Source organism: Sorangium sp. So ce1335 (assembly GCF_051521615.1).
Taxonomy (GTDB): domain Bacteria; phylum Myxococcota_A; class Polyangia; order Polyangiales; family Polyangiaceae; genus Sorangium.
The window spans coordinates 842,861-859,663 of the sequence record NZ_CP150363.1; the positions used below are offsets into that span (position 1 = coordinate 842,861).

The 16,803-nt window shown below is 75.1% G+C and carries 9 protein-coding genes; 3 read left to right on the plus strand and 6 right to left on the minus strand.

Features of this window, described 5'->3' with window-relative positions; translation table 11 throughout:
- The first annotated feature begins 491 nt into the window (after positions 1-491).
- Positions 492-1,388 carry a sigma-70 family RNA polymerase sigma factor gene (locus WMF24_RS03050; RefSeq protein WP_437734830.1) on the plus strand — a complete coding sequence of 299 codons (897 nt, stop codon included), beginning with the start codon at positions 492-494 and terminating at the stop codon, positions 1,386-1,388.
- 113 nt (positions 1,389-1,501) lie between these two features.
- Here WMF24_RS03050 and WMF24_RS03055 read toward each other — a convergent pair whose 3' ends face one another.
- The 6 genes from WMF24_RS03055 to WMF24_RS03080 form a co-directional block, all read right to left on the minus strand.
- Positions 1,502-3,487 (minus strand): alpha/beta hydrolase, encoded by a 1,986-nt coding sequence (locus tag WMF24_RS03055; protein ID WP_437734831.1) that lies wholly within the window; start codon positions 3,485-3,487, stop codon positions 1,502-1,504.
- Positions 3,488-3,524: 37 nt separating this feature from the next.
- Positions 3,525-4,574 (minus strand): hypothetical protein, encoded by a 1,050-nt coding sequence (locus WMF24_RS03060; RefSeq protein WP_437734832.1) that lies wholly within the window; start codon positions 4,572-4,574, stop codon positions 3,525-3,527.
- A complete protein-coding gene (gene tyrS, locus WMF24_RS03065) occupies positions 4,567-5,796 on the minus strand; it encodes a tyrosine--tRNA ligase (protein ID WP_437734833.1) in 1,230 nt (409 codons plus the stop codon). Before tyrS ends, WMF24_RS03060 begins: the two co-directional genes overlap by 8 nt.
- A gap of 331 nt (positions 5,797-6,127) precedes the next feature.
- Positions 6,128-6,475, minus strand: a complete 348-nt coding sequence (locus WMF24_RS03070; protein WP_437734834.1) for an HU family DNA-binding protein — start codon at positions 6,473-6,475, stop codon at positions 6,128-6,130.
- Positions 6,476-6,607: 132 nt separating this feature from the next.
- Positions 6,608-9,139 carry a hypothetical protein gene (locus WMF24_RS03075; protein ID WP_437734835.1) on the minus strand — a complete coding sequence of 844 codons (2,532 nt, stop codon included), beginning with the start codon at positions 9,137-9,139 and terminating at the stop codon, positions 6,608-6,610.
- A 1-nt stretch (position 9,140) separates the two neighbouring features.
- On the minus strand, positions 9,141-11,561 hold the full coding sequence (locus WMF24_RS03080; protein ID WP_437734836.1) for a hypothetical protein: 2,421 nt from the start codon (positions 11,559-11,561) through the stop codon (positions 9,141-9,143).
- Between the two features lie 639 nt (positions 11,562-12,200).
- Between WMF24_RS03080 and WMF24_RS03085 the strand changes: the two genes are divergently transcribed.
- Both WMF24_RS03085 and WMF24_RS03090 read left to right on the plus strand, forming a co-directional pair.
- A complete protein-coding gene (locus WMF24_RS03085; RefSeq protein ID WP_437734837.1) occupies positions 12,201-14,591 on the plus strand; it encodes a thioredoxin domain-containing protein in 2,391 nt (796 codons plus the stop codon).
- A gap of 476 nt (positions 14,592-15,067) precedes the next feature.
- Positions 15,068-16,792 (plus strand): GAF domain-containing protein, encoded by a 1,725-nt coding sequence (locus WMF24_RS03090; RefSeq protein ID WP_437734838.1) that lies wholly within the window; start codon positions 15,068-15,070, stop codon positions 16,790-16,792.
- Positions 16,793-16,803: the final 11 nt, after the last annotated feature.

Sequence of the window (16,803 nt, forward strand, 5' to 3'; positions counted from 1 at the left end):
GGGCGCGCGCGCGCTCCCGGCCTGCGAGCGCCGGTCGATATCGGCCCTGCAGGGCCCAATCCCCCTAGCCCACTCTACGTGACCTTCCTCGCGCTCGTCATCCGTCACGCCGCCCGCCGGTGTCGCCGGCGCGGCGGGTCGATGCCGGCCCCAATCGAGAAGGAGACGCCGCGAGATCCGGGGTCATGCACAAAAAATGAAAGCGCCCATCGTCGGCGCTGACCCGCTGCGTGGCGGTCCCCTGGAGTCGCCCCCGATCGACTCCGCCTCTTCTCTTGAAGGAGCGCCGGGCCCGGGTGGCACCCCCGGGGCGCTTGACCGGACCGGGCGGCGTCTCCGGGGCTCGCCCGCGCGCGGCGAGCGACGAGGTGCCCGCGCTGAAATCGCCGGGCGCCACGCTGCGGAGGATTGTCGTGGCGCGCCGGATTCGGTAGATGGAATGCTCGAAAGGCACTCGACCGACGGACCCCGGTAACGTGCCGGAAAGCGCCATGGAAGCCGAGAATCTCCTGGCGGTCTTCTTGAAGCACCACCGGGGCAGCGTGGTCGAGCACGAGCTCCCCGGCGCCTTCGACGCGCTCCTCGTCCGGCTGTGGGAGTCGGGCCGCGCGGCGTGGCCGGGGCTCGACGTCGGCGCCGGTCTGTTCATCCGCCACCTCGCCGAGCGCACCCCGCCCGACGCCGATCTTGCCCGCGCGCTCGCCGAGATCCACGCCGCGGATCTCTACCTTGCCTGCGCGTGCGCCCACGGGATCAAGGGGGCGATTGAGCGGTTCGAGGCGAGCTACGCGTCGACGATCGCGGCGTTTCTCCGCCTCGTCGACAGCTCGCCGAGCTTCGGCGACGAGGTCCGGCAGATCCTGCGCGAGAAGCTGTTTGTGGGCAGGAACGGCGAGCCCCCGAAGATCGCGGGTTACTCCGGGCGTGGCCCGCTATCGAGCTGGGTCGGCGTGGCCGCGCAGCGCACCGGCCTGAGCCTCGTGCGCGGCGCGGGCGCGCGGGATCAGGCAGGGGAGCATGAGCTCAGCGAGGCGTTGCCGGCGGGCGCCGATCCAGAGCTCGACTACCTCAAGATCCGGTATCGCAGCGAGTTCCGGGAGGCGTTCCACGCCGCGCTCGCCGCGCTCACGCAGCGCGAGCGGGTGATTCTGCGCCTCCATCTCGTGAGCGGCATGAGCCACGAGAAGATCGGTGTCCTCTACAAGGTCAATCAGTCCACCGTGTCGCGGTGGATCGCCAGGTCGCGCGAGACCATCGCGTGCGAGGTGCAGCGTCACCTGCACGAGCGCCTGGGCGTGAGCCGCTCGGACATCGGCTCGCTCGCCGACCTGGTCGCGAGCCAGCTCGATCTCAGCCTCGCCCGCTGGCTCGGCGAGGAGCGGGGCTGACCGCGTCCGGGCGTCGAGCCCTCGGCGACGGTACATCAGGGCAGCATCCGGCAGATCGGGCCGCGCCCTCTCCGCTCCAGAGCCCAGGGCCGCTGGTTCGAGCCCGCGCAGGCTCAGGCCCGGGGGCACGCGCCGGGCAGCTCCGCGGTCACCGGGATCTCCCTCGCCTCGAGCCCCTCGAGCGACGCCTTGCCCGAGAGCGCGTCGAGGCACCCGCGCGCGTCCCGGAGGTAGCCGTTGAAGAACGCGGCCAGGTACCCCATCGCGATCGCCTGCTGCTCGCGCCGCGGGAGCTCCGCGGGGCCGTCGTGCGGCTCGGCCCCGAGCGAGGTCGTGTAGCCGAAGTGGTTTGCGCCGGGCACGGTCACGAGGTGCTTCGGCGCGCGCGCGCGGTGGTAGAGCGCCGCCGGAACGCCGGCGGCGATGGGGTCGGCGGTGCCGCGGACGAGGAGCACCGGGCGGGGCGCGAGCGCGTCGATGGGCGGAGCGCGCTCGGGCTCGCCCGACGGCGCGAGCAGCGCGAGGGCGCGGACGTCGAACGGGCATGCGGCGTCGAGCGCGAGCGCGAGCGCCGCCTGCGCGCCGAGCCCGTGGCCGAGGAGCCCCACCCGATCGTAGTCGGCGAGGAGCGGGCCGCGCGAGCCGGCCCGGAGGTGCGAGAGCGCGTCCCGGAGCGCCGCGGCGCGGCGCTGGGGGGCGTCGTCGGGCGTGAGCCAGGAGAGGTCCGGCGCGATGACGACGAAGCCCCAGCGCGCGAGGTGCGCCATGACGCCGGCGAGCTGGCGGTGGTCCTGGTCGAGGCCCGCGGGCGTCCCGGCCGCGCCTGCGGCGAGGCGCCGCTCGTGTGCGATCGCGATGGCGGGGAACGGGCCTCCCGGCGAGAGCGGCGCCTCCTCGCCGTCCGCCGACGCAGGGTAGTAGAGCAGCGCGGCGCAGCGCGCGGGAGAGCGGTAAACCGCGCCCTGGAACGGCCAGGTGTCCGGGTAGCACGCGTCCGCCGACAGCGAGAGCGAGCCGATGCGGCGGAACCCCGCCCGGTGCGGCCCGACGCGCAGCCGTGGCGCCGCACGGGCGGCGGGCGGCGCAGGCGGGGACGGCGCCGCGGGAGGCGGCGTGGCCGGCGCAGGAGCGGCCGCCGCGGCAGGCGGAGGCGGCGTCGCGGGCGCGGGAGCGGCCGCCGCGGGAGCGGACCCGCTGCGGAGCATCACGGGACGCGACCATCTCTCGCCGTCGCGCACGAGGTGGGCGACCTGCCCTCCTGCGCGCACGGCGAGCTCGACCCGCCCGAGCGGCCGGCTCTCGATCGCGGACACCGCCTCGCACCGGCCGAGCTCCGTCGCGAACACCGTCGGCCCGCGGAAGCGCGCCCCGCGGGCGCCCTCGCTGCGGTACCACCGCGCGAGCCCCACGCCCGCGAGCGGCGAGAGCAGCTCGAGCGCGCCCTCGCCGCCGGACGTGCTGCGGAAGAGCGCCGGCGTCCCCCGGACCCCGGCGACGACGTCCTCCGGGCCCTGCCACGCGGCCCCGGGCCCGCCGGCGCGCCAGAACATCAGCAGGCGATCGCCGGCGCGCGCGACGACCTCGAGGTCGCCCCCGCGCTGGATCATCGCGACCGCCTCGAGCCGACCCACGTCCGCGCCGAAGATCGTCGGCCCGCGCCAGACGAGCTCCGCGGTGTCGTTGTCGCGGTGGTAGTGCGCGATCCCGCCGCTCGTGTGCGGGACCACGAGCTCGAAGTTGCCCCGCCCCCCGAAGCCGCCCTGGATCAGCGCGGGGTCGCCGGCCGCGCCCTCCGCGAACAGCCGCGGCTCGCTCCACGACGGCTCGCCCGCGGGCGCGCACCAGAACGCGGCCAGCCGATCGCCCGCGCGCGCCACCGCCTCGAGATTGCCCAGATCGCCGAAATTGCTCTGGATCAGCGTCGCCGCGCCGACCTGGCCGAGCTCCCGCGCGAACGTCGCCACGTGGCGCCACGGCCTGCCGGCGTCCTCGCGGCGGTGATGCTCGACGCCGAACGGCGCCTCGGCGGCGGGCAGGACGAGCTCGAGCGCGCCGAGCGAGGCGCACTGCAGGAAGAAGCCGCTGATCGTGGTGGGCATGTCTCTGATGAGGTTTACCGGCGAGGCGCCCCCGCGCCTACCGCAGCATCTCCTCGATCCGCTCGCCCGTCGCCGCCGCGAGCCCCCGCGCGAGCGCCCGCGGGCTCAGCTCGACGGCGACGGCCACGGCGTCGGGCGCGTGCGTGGCGAGCGGCGGCTCGACCGGCGCGTCGAGCCCGAGCAGGTGGCCGAACGACCCGTGCGCGAGCTCGTTCCACGCGGCGAGCAGCTCCTCCGACGCGGCCTCCCCGCTCGTCGAGAAATCGCCCGCCACGGCGATCGCGAGCGCGATCCCCTCGCGCGCGCTCGGCCTCGCGGCCGCGCCGACGGCCGTCGCCGCCGCGAGCAGCCCGCGCGCGCCGCGGGCGAGCTCCCCGTCGAACGGCCCCGGCGCGAACGCGCGCACGGGCGCCGGGCCGAAGCGGGCCGCCAGCGCCGCGAGCGGGCCCTCCGCGAGCGCCGTCGGCGAGCGCTTGAGGCGCCCGAGCGCGTACAGCGACGCCACGCGCGCCGGCCCGCGCAGCGGGCTGCCGCCGTCCTGCACACCCACGACGTCCGGCCCGAGCAGCACCAGCGCGTGCGGCGCCCGGCCGATGTCGCCCGTCACCCGCACGACGTCCGGTCGATCGAGCGCGCGCCGCTCCTTGCCCGTGAGCCGCCCCCGGAAGAGGCGCTCGATGGTCCGCGGATCGCCGCTGTGGCGCGCCAGGTAGAGCCGGGCCTCGCCCGTCGGGCTCTCGTCCGACACGTACGACGCGATCGCCGCCTCGCGCACCTGCCGCAGGTCGATGCCCGTCGCGCGGGCGTGCCGGGCCAGGTTCTCCTCGGGCGCGACGATCGCTATCGACGGGATGAGCCACGGCACCGCCGCGATCTCGCGGGGCCGGGCGAGGATCAGCCACCTGAGCCCCGCCTGCGGCAGGAGGCGCGCGAGGTCCGCCGTGGCGAGCGGCGGCAGCGGCGGCGCCGGCCGGGCGGGCGGGCTCGGCGCGCCGCCGCACGCGGGCAGCGCCAGGCCGAAGACGCACCCGAGGACGCCGCCGATCACGCCGCGCCGGCGCAGCCCCCGCCCGGGCGCGTCAGCCAACGACGAGGTAGGCGAAGCGGCGGTTCTTCGAGCCGACGCGGACAAGGTATCGCTTCCCACGCTCGAGCTTCAGCTGCTCGTCCTTGACCACCTCGCCGTCGAGGTGCACCGCGCCGCCCTTCACGAGGCGCCGCGCCGCGGACGTCGACTCGGCGAGCCCCGCCAGCGAGAGCGCGTTGCCGATCGGGATCGTGTCGCGCTCGCTCGCCACCGGGATCTCCTCGATCACCTCCGGCAGGCCGCCGGCCGCGACGCTGCGGCGCCGCTCGAGTGCCGCGCGCGCGTCCTCGGCCGAGTGGAAGCGGGTGACGATCTCCTGCGCGAAGAGCTCCTTCACCGCGATGACGCTCTGCTCGCCGCGGGCGACGGCCTCCCGGAGGCGGGCGACCTCCTCGGGCGGGCGCGACGAGAGCAGCTCCATGTAGCGCCAGATCACGCCGTCATCGACGAGCATCAGCTTCTGGAGCATGTCGAACGGCGGCTCGGTGATGCCGACGTAGTTGTCGGCGCTCTTCGACATCTTGGCGCCGACCACCTTGCCGTCCTCCATACGCGCGTTCGTGCCCTCGAGGAGCGGCATCGTCATCACCATCTGGGCGCGCTTGCCGTAGCGGGGCATCAGGTCGCGCCCCACGAGCAGGTTGAAGAGCTGGTCGGTGCCGCCGAGCTCGATGTCGGCCTCGAGCTCGACAGAGTCGTAGGCCTGGAGCAGCGGGTACATGAACTCGTGCACGTGGATGGGCCGCGCCTCCTCGTACCGCTTCTTGAAGTCGTCGCGCTCGAGCATGCGGGCGACCGTGTACTTCGCGCAGAGCTCGATCATCCGCGCCGGATCGAGCCTGTTGAGCCACTCGGAGTTGTAGCGGACCTCGGTCCTGCTCCTGTCGAGGACCTTGAACGCCTGCGCCTGGTAGGTCTCCGCCGCGGCGACGACCTCCTCGCGCGAGAGCCGCGGGCGCTGCTCGTTCTTGCCGGTCGGATCGCCGACCATGGCCGTGAAGTCGCCGACGACGAAGACGACCGTGTGCCCGAACTCCTGGAACTCCCGCATCTTCTGCATCACGACCGTGTGGCCGAGGTGGAGGTCGGGGCGGGTCGGGTCGAAGCCGGCCTTCACGCGCAGCGGCTTTCCTTCGCGGAGCCGCTCTTCGAGCTCGGCGCGGACGTGGAGGTCGACGGCACCCTTGCAGAGAATCTCGAGCTGACGTTCGGCGGGGACCATGGGGGCCCGCTTCTACCGCGCAGCGCAACCGCCCGCCAGGGGGGCGAGGGACGCGCGTGACGTCGGGGACGCGCGTGACGTCGGGAACGCGCGCGACGTCGGGGACGCGCGCGACGTCGGGGCACGCGCGTGATGTCGGGAACGCGCGCGACGTCGGGAACGCGGGTGACGTCGGGGACGCGCGTGACGTCGGGGACGCGCGTGACGTCGGGGACGCGCGTGACGTCGGGAACGCGCGCGACGTCGGGGACGCGCGCGACGTCAGGGGGGCGCGGGCGTGCCCTCTCGGCCCGCTCGGGCGCGGGCCGGCAGGGCAGGGGGGCGCGTCACCTCATTCGTCGTCGGTGCTGTCCTCGTCGTCGTCGTCCTCGTCGTCGTCGTCGCCCGAGATGGCGTAGGCGCGGCTCGCGTTGACGAGCTCCTTGAGCTCCTTGCCGACCTTGAAGAAGGGGAGCCGCTTGGCCGGCACGGGCACCGGCTGGCCCGTGCGCGGGTTCCTGCCGCTGTACGGCTTGTACGGCCTGACCGTGAAGCTGCCGAACCCGCGGATCTCGATGCCCTCGTTGCGCTGGAGCGCCTGGGTCATCGCGTCGAAGACGCAGTTCACCACGAGCTCGGCTCGAGCTTTGGTGAGCTCCCCCCGTCCCGCGATCGCGTCGATGAGCTCGCTTTTCGTCATGGTCCACCTCCCCCACCCGAGCGGACCACCGCCGGCGCTCGGCTTGCCGCCTTCACCGCAGGGCCCCGGGGATGCGCCGGTCCAGGGGCCGCATGACAACAGAATCCTAAGAAAACCTCGCATGTTACGGGACTAGCGGTCAACCGAATTCCCGCCGGCGACCCGGACCGCGTCAAGAGCGAAGAGGCCGCTGGTCGCGCCTTGTTCGCCTGTCCGACCTGCCTTGTTTGCTCGGCTTGCCTGGCGTGATTGGCGTGATTGGCCTGTTTCTCCCTCGGTTTTATCGATCCCGGCGCTGCGGCGCGGGTTTCCGGGGGCGCTCGCGGCGCCGGGGGCGGCGCTCCGGCGCGCGAGGGAAAGCTCGATTTCGACGGCGCGCTCGGGGACGGGGTGCGGCGGGAGCTCGGCGCAGGCGAGCGGCGCGCCGGAGCCCGGCGCGGCGGGCTCGACCTGCCACACATGGATCAGGGCGCCGTCCACGAGGAGGCGCACCTCGCCCGCGCCGTCGCCCGACACCGCCACGCGCGGGCTGATCCGGGCGCCGCGGAGCCACGGGGCGGGCAGGCCGACGCGCACGACGGCGTCGCCGGTCGCCATGGAGGCGTCGCCGGCCGACGGGTGCACCGCGAGGAGGCGCCCCGCCGAGGCGCACGTGCCGCCGGCGTGCTCGGGCCATGCCCAGGCGCCGCGCTGGGCGCGCGGCGGCCACAGCGACTCGCCCTCGATCACGGCCTCGCCGGGCACGGCCTCGCCGGGCACGGCCTCGCCGGGCACGGCCTCGCCGCGGGACGTGGCGTCGCGCGAGCTGCCGATGCCGTCGAGGACGAGCGGCGCGATCGAGGCGGAGGCGAGGCCGCCGCCGTCCGGGATCGCGAAGCGGTAGCGGTAGGCGGGCGGGCGGCCGCGGGCCTCCCACGCCATCCGGTCGAGCGCGTCGCCGCGGTGGCGCAGCACCGCGATGTCGCCCGGGGCGGGGTCGAAGCCGAGGTTGAAGCCGTGATCCGTATCGACGAACACGAGGCCGCGCGCGACCCCCGCGCGCGCGACGACGGCGGGATCGAACATGGGCAGGCCGCCCTCGCGATCGCGCAGCGCGGCGTGGTCGAACCCCGCGCGGAAGGCGAAGCCGGCGAGCGGGAGCGCCGCCGCGACGAGCGCCGCGGCGAGCGCGCGGGGCCGGCCCGCGAGGCCGTGGCCCTCGCCCGCGGCCCGTGCGCGCTCCGCGATCGCGACGACGGCCATGGCGGCGAGGACGTGCTCGAGCGGCAGGACGTCGGCGAAGAAGCGCGCGCCGCCGCCGGGGTAGTTGCCGTCGAAGTAGAAGGGAGCGTAGGCGGCGACCTGGAGGAGCGGCGCGATCGCGAGGGGGCGCGCGCGCGGGCTCCGGAGCGCGATCGCGGCGCCGGCGATCACGAGCAGCGCGAGCGGCTCGGCGTTGAGCGCGTCGACGAGGTGCAGCTTCAGGCGGCGCAGCGTCGTGCCCGCGGCGGCGAGAAAACCGTATCCTTCCGCGAGGTTATGGCGAACGAAGTCGCCGTGCTCGCCGAGGCACCCGACGCCGGCGCCGAAGCCGTAGCGGAAGCAGCCGGGCGGGCCGTCGGAGACGGCGTAGTAGGCGGCCTGCGACGAGGCGAAGGCGCCCGTCGCGGCGCGCTGGTGCGCCGCGAGCAGCGCGAGGCCGGGGAGCGCGCCGATCGCCATCGCCGCGGCGAGCCTCCCGAGGCGCGGCGAAGGGAGCGGCGCGGGGTCGCGCTCGCGAGCGCCGGCCGCCGCGCGCGCGCGCGCCGGCAGCAGCACGAGGAGCAGCGCCGCGGCGAGGGCGAGCGCGCTCGGCGGGCGCGTCGCCGCGAGCCAGCCTGCCGCGAGCCCGGCCACGGCGGCGGCGCGGACGGCCGGATCGAGCCGCCCTCGCGGCGCGCCCGTCGCGCCGTCGCGGACCTCGTCGAGCGCGCGCCGCGCCGACGCCAGGGCGACCGTGAAGCAGAGGGCCGCGAGCCCGTGCGACATCGTGTCGGCGGTGTGGTAGCGGAGCGCGGCGCAGAGCGCCGAGAAGAGCGCGGCGACGACCGGCACGAAGGGGAGCCGCGCGGCGCCCCCGGCGGCGGCCGGGGGCTCCGGCGCGAACCGCGCGGCGAGATCGTGGGTCGCGAGCACGAGCGCGGCGGCGAGCAGGGGGCCCACGGCGAGCGGCGCCCCCGCGAGGAAGCCGAGCGCGAGGACGGCGGGGTAGCCCGGGGGGAAGATGACCGCGACGTGGTCGGCGTTGCTCGCGGCGGCGCCGCTGAGCGCCGCGCCGCCGTGGGCCGCCGCGTCGCTGCGGACGAGGAACCGGCCGAGCACCGAGGCCGCGGGCTCGTCCACCGGCCACGCGAGGTACCCCGCCGCCATCGCGCGCGCCTCGAGCCAGTAGCTCGTTGCGTCGATGATGCGCGGGCCGCCCCGCAGGTAGACCGCGACGTACGCGGCCGAGATCAGCGCCGCGAGGGCCGCGAGGGCCGCCGCGATCGCGAGGCCCGGGGCCGCGCGGGCGCGGGGCGCGGGGCCGGGGCGCGACGCCGCGGGCGAGCGGCCGCGGCGGAGGCGCCAGGCGCCGGCGAGCAGCGCGGCCAGGGAGAGCGCGAGCGCGACCCACTGCGCCGGGTCGCGGGGCAGGCCGGCGCGCACGTCACGGCCCGGCGAGCGGGCGCGCCTCGGGGCGCGCGGCGCGCTCGAGGACCCAGACGTGGTGGTCGACCCACTCCCCCTCGACCGGCGTGAGCGTGAGCGTGAACGTCTCGGGCAGGCCCTCGGGCAGGTCGATCGAGGCCTCGGTCCAGCCGTCGCCCGCGCGGACGGCGATCTGGCCGAGCTCCCGGCCGTCCGCCGTCGCGCGGATCGCGGCGGGGCGCGTCGCCGCGGTGCGGACCACGAGCCGGCCGGGGCCGCGCTGCGGCGCGCGCAGGCGGGCGGTCTCGCTCCTGCCGCCCGGGATGACGCGCCCCGCGTCGAACCGGTCGCGCCCGGACCCGCGCGGGTCCGGGAGGACGCTGAAGGTGACGAAGCCGGCCTGCGGCCTCGGGAAGGCGTAGCCGTGCTCCCGCTCGCTCACGAGGTCGGCGACGTCGAGCTCGTCGACGACCTGCTCGTCCGCGCGCATCGACGCGGGCGGCTCGCCGTGCGCGAACGGGCTCCAGTCGGCCCGGTAGATGACCTTCTCGGCGCCGCCGCAGATCACGTTCCCGACGACGGGGACCGAGACGATCTGCCTGCCGAAGATGGCCGGCAGCTCGCCCCACCAGCCCGGGTAGATGGCCATCGCGTCGGGGCGGTCGTCGGGCGGGATGCGCTCGACGAGCTCCAGCGAGGCGCCAAGGCCGTGGACGCCCGCGCGCGCGAAGGGCAGGTCGTGGTAGCCGCCGAGCCCGATGAGGTCGAGGCCGGGCCTGTCCGACGCGTAAAGGAGCGCGCCGGCGTCGCCGACGAGGACGCGGCGCACGTCGAGCTGGGCGAGCACCTTGCCCGCGACGAGGTGCTGGTCGCGGATGTTGCGGCTGGCGCGGCCGAAGAACCAGATCTGGTCGCGCATCCTGGGGAGCTGGTGGACCCAGAAGACCGCGGCGAGGGCGAGGGCGAGCGCGACGCGCGCGATCCAGAGGCCGTGGACGGCGAGGCTGCCGGCGGCGACGCGGCCGCGGGCCCCCAGGGCGCTCGCCGGCGCGGCGGCGAGCCGCGCAGTGCGCCCGTCCGGGGCGCCCTCGGGCCGCGCCGGGCGGTCGCCCGCGCTGTCCCGCGCGGCCCATGCGGCTCGCGCGACGAGCAGCGCGAGCCCCATCGCCGCGAGCACGAGCAGCCAGGCGACCGCGGGCATCGTGTAGCGCTCGTTCTGCCAGCGCACCTGGCCGTTCAGCGCGACGAGCGCGAGCCAGCCGACGACCTGGGCCCAGAGCACGACGGCGATCCCGCGCATCCTGCGCGAGGCGAGGGGGACGAGCGCGAGGGCGGGGACGACCCAGCCCCAGGGGAGGGCGTCCGAGAAGTGGTGGTTCGTGTTGCGCGCGATGACGTAGGTGACGAGGAACTCGTAGGTGTTCCACTTCTCCTCGGACGTCATGTACGGGTTGTTCAGCGCGAGCTTGGCGATCGCGCCGCTCGCCGACCACTCGCCGGTGAACACGCGGTTGGCGATCGCCTGGGCGACGCACGCGATCGCGCCGGGGACCGACGTCCGGAGCAGGGTCGCGATCGCGGCGCGCGCGCCGTGCGCGCGCCGCACGGCGACGGCGGCGTACACGCCGAGCGCCGCGACGCAGACGACCGACTCCGGCCGGGTGGCGTAGAGGAGCGCGCCGGCGAGGCCCGCGAGCCAGCCCAGGCGGGCGAGGCGCCTGGGCGGCGCCGCGGCGCCGTCGCCTGCGCCGCCCGGCGCGCGCGGCGCAGAGGCCGCGCGGACGACCGAGAGCGTGGCGAGGGTGGCGAGGGCCCAGACGCCGAGGTGGAAGGCGTTTTCCATCCCGCTGAAGAGCGACCAGTCGAGCGCGCCGATGCAGAGCGCCACGGGCGGCAGCAGGTACTTGGCCCAGCGCCCGATCGGCTCGAGGAGCCGCGCGCCCACGAGCAGGAAGCCGAGCGTGGAGGCGCAGGCGACGATCGCGGCCCACTGCATCAAGAGCAGGCCGCGGAACCCGATGAGGTACCCGAGCGCGAGGACGAACGGGTAGCTCAGGCTCGTGTTCCCGCTCGAGAACCCGTTGCCCTCGGACCATTCGAACGGGTAGCCGCGCGCCGTGGCGCGGGCGTAGTCGAAGTGGATGAAGACGTCGTCGAGCGGCGCCGACCACACGCCGCCCGTCTGCCGGTGCATCGCCCCGTAGAACGCGACCGCGGCATAGAGCACGCAGGTCCCCGCATAGACGGCGAACAGGATCGGATCGACACGCGGCCAGGCGGCCACGAGGCGATCGAGCCGCCCGGGGGGCATCGCCGGACGGCTGGCGTCCTGGGAGGCGGCGGCCTCCGTCTCGCCGGGCGAGCCGCTGCTCGGCCTGGACGATGGCGGAGCGCCTCCGGGCGGCGCGGAGGACACGGGATCGGCGCTGGACGGTGACACGCGGCTCTTTTACACGACTTTCGCGCGCCCCGAGCCGGCGGAGCCCCGCGCCGCGGGGGGAGCTGCGCGCCGAGGCGCCGGGGTCAGCCAGGGAAGAGCCCGCCACCCGTGTCCGCGGGCGGCAATCCCGTCGCCGTGGCGTGGCCCGAAGCAAGGACGGGGGCGCCCGCTTCCAGCTCGCCTGGCGGGTCTGCAAGCGCCCGTTGCAAGTCTGAACGACGTAGGCACTCGTCCTAGGGAGATCCCCCTGAAACGACGAGGAGAATGCCCTGGCCCGCGTCCTGCTAAGTACCTGGACCAGAGCGCCCGTGACGGCTCCCCCCCGCCGTCGAATGGGCGCTCTGTTTTTTGTGCTGACGCAGCCGTCGGCACGAGGCGGAGCGATGCGCTCGCCGGGACGGCGGTCGCGGCGCAGGGCGAGTACCTCTCGGGTCAGAGCTCCTGCCAGGGTTGTGTCTCGCGAGCGGAGAGAGATTTCAACGCAAAGACGCAAAAATGCATGAAATTGCTAGTTTTTTGCGCCTTTGCGCGTTTGCGTTGAAATCTCTCGTCGGATCCCTGGTGCGTGGGAACTAGGCAGCCTGAGCCGTTGCCGTCCGTGTAGGATCCCTCGACGGACCACGCCACACGAGGGGACCCATGCCAGCGCGAGCGCCGCTGTTCGGTTCATCTTCCCTGCTGTTCCTCTGGATCTTGCTCGCCGCGTGCGCGCCGGGCGCGGCGACGCCGCCGCCGGTCGAGCCCGCGAAGACGGTCGAGCTTCCGCCTCCGGCCACGCCCGCCGCCGTCGCGGCGGCCGAGCCCGAGCCGGACCCCGGCACCGCCGTGCCCGTCACCCGCGCCGATCCGTGGTGGGGCGACCCGCTCGCGCCGGTGACCGTGGTGGTGTGGGGGGACTACGAGTGCCCCTTCACGAGCCGGTACATGGCGACGCTGGAGCAGCTCAAGCAGGCCTACGGGCCCGAGCGGCTGCGCGTCGTCTGGAAGCACAACCCGCTGCCGTTCCACAAGAACGCCCGCCCGGCGCACCTCGCCGCCGAGACGGTGTTCCGGCTCGGCGGGACCGAAGCGTTCTGGAGGTTCCACGAGCTCTCCTTCGCCAACCAGCGCGCGCTCACGCCGGAGTCGATCGATGCGTGGGCCGCCGAGGCGGGCGTCGATCGGGCTGCGTTCCGTGCGTCCGTCGAGCGGCAGCAGCACGAGCCGAAGGTCGAGCAGGACCTCGCGGCGGGCAAGGCCATCGGGGTCAGGGGGACCCCCGCGTCGTTCATCAACGGCGTGTTCATCAGCGGCGCGCAGCCCGTCGACAAGCTCCGGGACCTCATCGACGAGCAGCTCCGGGCGGCCGAGGAGCTGCGGCGGTCCGGTGTCCCGCGCGAGCGCCTCTACGCCTCCCTGTCCGCGCAGAACAGGGCGCGCGCGCCGGCGCCGCCCTCGTCGGCCCCGGCCGAGGACGACAGGACCGTGTGGAAGGTGCCTGTCGACGGGTCGCCGACCCGGGGCAACGCGGGCGCTCCGGTCACGCTCGTCATGTTCTCGGACCTCGAGTGTCCGTTCTGCCGCAAGGTCGCCCCGACCCTCGACGGCCTCGAGAAGAAGTACGGCCAGCAGCTCCGCCTCGTCTTCAAGCACAACCCGCTGCCCTTCCACCGCCGTGCCGAGCCCGCCGCAGAGCTCGCGCTCGAGGCCAGGGCGCAGAAGGGCGACGCGGCGTTCTGGAAGGCGTACGAGCTCCTGCGGCAGGGCAGCCTCGAGGACGCGGACCTCGAGGCCCACGCGAGGACCCTCGGCCTCGACGTGGCGCGCGCGCAGAAGGCGATCGCCGCCCGGCGCCACGCGGCGCGCATCGAGCGCGACCAGAACCTCGCCGACGACCTCCAGGCGAAAGGTACGCCGCACTTCTTCATCAACGGCAGGCGGCTCGTGGGGGCCCAGCCGGCGGAGAAGTTCGAGGCCCTCATCGGCGAGCAGCTCGCGCACGCCGCGAAGCTCGTCGCCTCGGGCACGCCGCCCGCGAAGGTCTACGACGCGCTGCAGAAGGACGCGAAGGCCGGCACGCCGCCCGAGCGGGTCCTCGCCCCCGCGCCGACGAGGGACAACCCCGGCAAGGGGGCGAAGCCCGGCGCGAAGGTGACGATCCAGATGTTCGCCGACTTCCAGTGCCCGTTCTGCAAGCGCGTCCAGCCCACGCTCGACGAGATCATCGCCGCGTATCCGGGCAAGGTCCGCGTCGTGTTCCGGCACCTGCCGCTCCCGTTCCACAAGCACGCGCTTCTCGCCGCCGAGGCGTCCGTCGAGGCGTTCCGGCAGAAGGGCGAAGCCGGCTTCTGGGCCATGGCGCAGCGCCTGTGGGAGGACCAGTCCGAGAGCGGGCTCGGCCGCGAGGCGCTCGAGCGCCACGCTGCCGCGATCGGCCTCGACGTGGCGAAGCTCGGGGCAGCGCTCGACTCGGGCGCGCACCGCGCGGCCGTCGAGGCGGACAGCAAGCTCGCCGCGAGCCTCCACATCACCGGCACGCCGTCCTTCGCGATCAACGACTACTTCCTCAGCGGCGCCCAGTCGGCCTCGCGCTTCAAGCGGCTCGTGGACCGGGCGCTCGGCCCGCGCGAGCCCCCCACGAAGGAGTCGCTGCACGGCGCGCAGCCGGCCGCAGCGCAGCCGGCCGCGGCGCAGCCGGCCGCAGCGCCGCAGCCGCCCACGACGCCCGGCCTCCTGGGGGCCAAGCACCTGCTCGTGATGTATGCGAGCTCACGACGCGCCCCGCCGCACGTGACGCGCAGCCGGGACGAGGCGCGCGCGCTGGCCGAGCAGGCGCTCAGGAGAGCGCAGCAGGGGGCGAGGTTCGAGGACCTCGTGGCCCAGTACAGCGACGAGCCGGGGGCCGCGGCGCGCGGCGGCGATCTCGGCAGGTTCCCGAAGGGGGCGATGGTGCGCGAGTTCGAGCAGGCGGTGGAGAGCGTCGCTGTCGGCGCGCTGAGCGGGGTCGTCGAGACGCCGTTCGGCTTCCACGTCATCTTGCGGACGCAGTAGCGCTCAGGGGCGCACCCCCAGGGGGTGGATCAGCGTACGAGCGGAGATGCAGAGTCGCGTCCCGCGGATCTTCCCCCTGGGCCGCCGCGCGCGCCGCCGGGTGGTGGGCCTGTATCACGCGCTCACCTATCTGCTCGTGTCGCCGTGGCGGTCGGGGGCACCCGGCGGCTGTTCAGTGAGCGAGCAGGTTCTCCTGCGGCGCCTCGCCGCGGCGGCGCCAAGATCTCAGGACAGGCCCGATTCTCCTTTGGGTGAGAATATTTCGGGCCTCACGCGCAAAGGTACGGGCATGAGCACGCGGAGACGAGGGGGCGCAGCCGCTCGCGACGGTTGCAACGGTCCGCGAGGTTCGTAAAGCTGTCCGCGCTCTCTCCGGGCGGCCTGCGCGTTGACCCATCTCGCGCGCGTCGAGTAGAAAGATCCTGCGCCAGAGCGCGCGACCTGGTCAGCGCCAGCGCGGATGGGAACCGCAAACGATGCGTTGGTTCGTCGAGATCTCGTCGTCAGGCCAGAACGCTCAGCCGAGCAGGAAGGTGTGCGTCGAGGCCGCGCAGTGGCAGCCCGCGCTGCAGAAGGCCCGGGCGCTCCGCGGAGATCACGGGCCGCTCAACAATTTCTCTGTGGATCTGCTGGAGACCGGCTACCGGGCGATCGATCCGGCGACGCGCGTTCGGTACGTCGTACAGCGCGCGCCGGACGACGCGGCGCTGACGGACGCGCCCGGCGCGCCGATGGCTCCCGCGGCGGCGTCCCCCGGGGCGGCCGACCCGGAGGCGCGTCCGGCGGCGAGGCGCGCGCCGGCGCCCACGGTCCCGTTCATCTCGATGGGGACCGCGCTCGTCGTGACGGCGCCGGCGGGCGGCGTGGCGCAGCCGGCAGACGGCGCGGCGCAGCCGGCAGACGGCGCGGCGCAGCCGGCAGACGGCGCGGCGCAGCCGGCAGACGGCGCGGCGCAGCCGGCAGACGGCGCGGCGCAGCCGGCAGACGGCGCGGCGCAGCTGGCAGACGGCGCGGCGCAGCCGGTGGATGGCGCGGGTGCCGAGCCGGCGGGAGCGGTCGGGCCAGCGCCCGCGCCGCGCGCGTTGCCTGCGTTCGAGCTCGTGTCGCAGCGGGCCGAGGACCCGTCCGAGCGCTCGCCGCTCACGTACCGAGAGCTCGTCTATGCGGTCGCGACGGGCACCCCGCGCGATCTCGTCCACGCGCTGCTGCTCGACAGGCTCGGGGTGGCGCAGAAGCTCATCGACGACGCGCGTCCGGGCAAGTTCATCCACATCGCCGTGTTCGATCACGTCTTCCACGGCCGGCCTCTGCGTGGCCCGCTCGCGACCCTTGCCTGGAAGGACTGGCGCTCGGAGGAGCCCGAGATCCATTTTCGCCCGCGCACCAGCGGCACCACGCCGCCGCCGCCGGCCGGGGCGCCGCCCGCCGCCACGGCGACGCCGCTGCCGGCCGGGGCGCCGCCCGCCGCCACGGCGACGCCGCTGCCGGCCGGGGCGCCGCCCGCCGCCACGGCGACGCCGCTGCCGGCAACCGTGCCGTTCGAGGAGCAAGGCGCAGCGGCCCGCCCCGAGGCCGCTCCGCCGCCGGCCGCGGCCACCCCGCCCACGCCGAGCCGGCCGCCGCGGAGGCGCTCGTCCTACCCGCCAAGGGACGGGCGCCTCTCCGGCGACGACCTGCTCGCCGAGCTCTTCGAGGCGTGCAGCGAGCTGCACTTCGTCCAGGACACGCTCGCCGGCGCCGACTTCGTCCTGTCGCTCACGCTCGAGAAGATCCCGTGCGCCGTCGGGCTCGTGTCGCTGTTCGACATCGACCGGGGCGAGTTCGTCGTCGTACGGCAGCGCGGCGGCAAGACAGCGCTCCTCACCCGGCTGTCCGAGCGGGCGCCGCTCGCGCTGGCCGCCATGCGGTCGAGGCGCGCCGTCGTCGTGCCCGACGCCGCGAGCGACGAGCGCGCCATGGACGACCGGTGGAAGGCCACCGGCGTCGAGCTCCGCAGCGTCGTCTGCGCGCCGGTGGAGCTCGGCGGCCGCTACCTCGGCCTCCTCGAGATCGCGAACCCGCTCGACGGCAAGCCGTTCTCCGAGAGCGACGGCAACGCGCTCACCTACATCGGCCAGCAGTTCGCCGAGTTCGTCGGGGCGCGCGGCGTCGTCGTCGAGCCCGGCCTCGTCACCGCGGGCACGAAGAGGGCCGCCCGCTAGCGGCGCGCAGC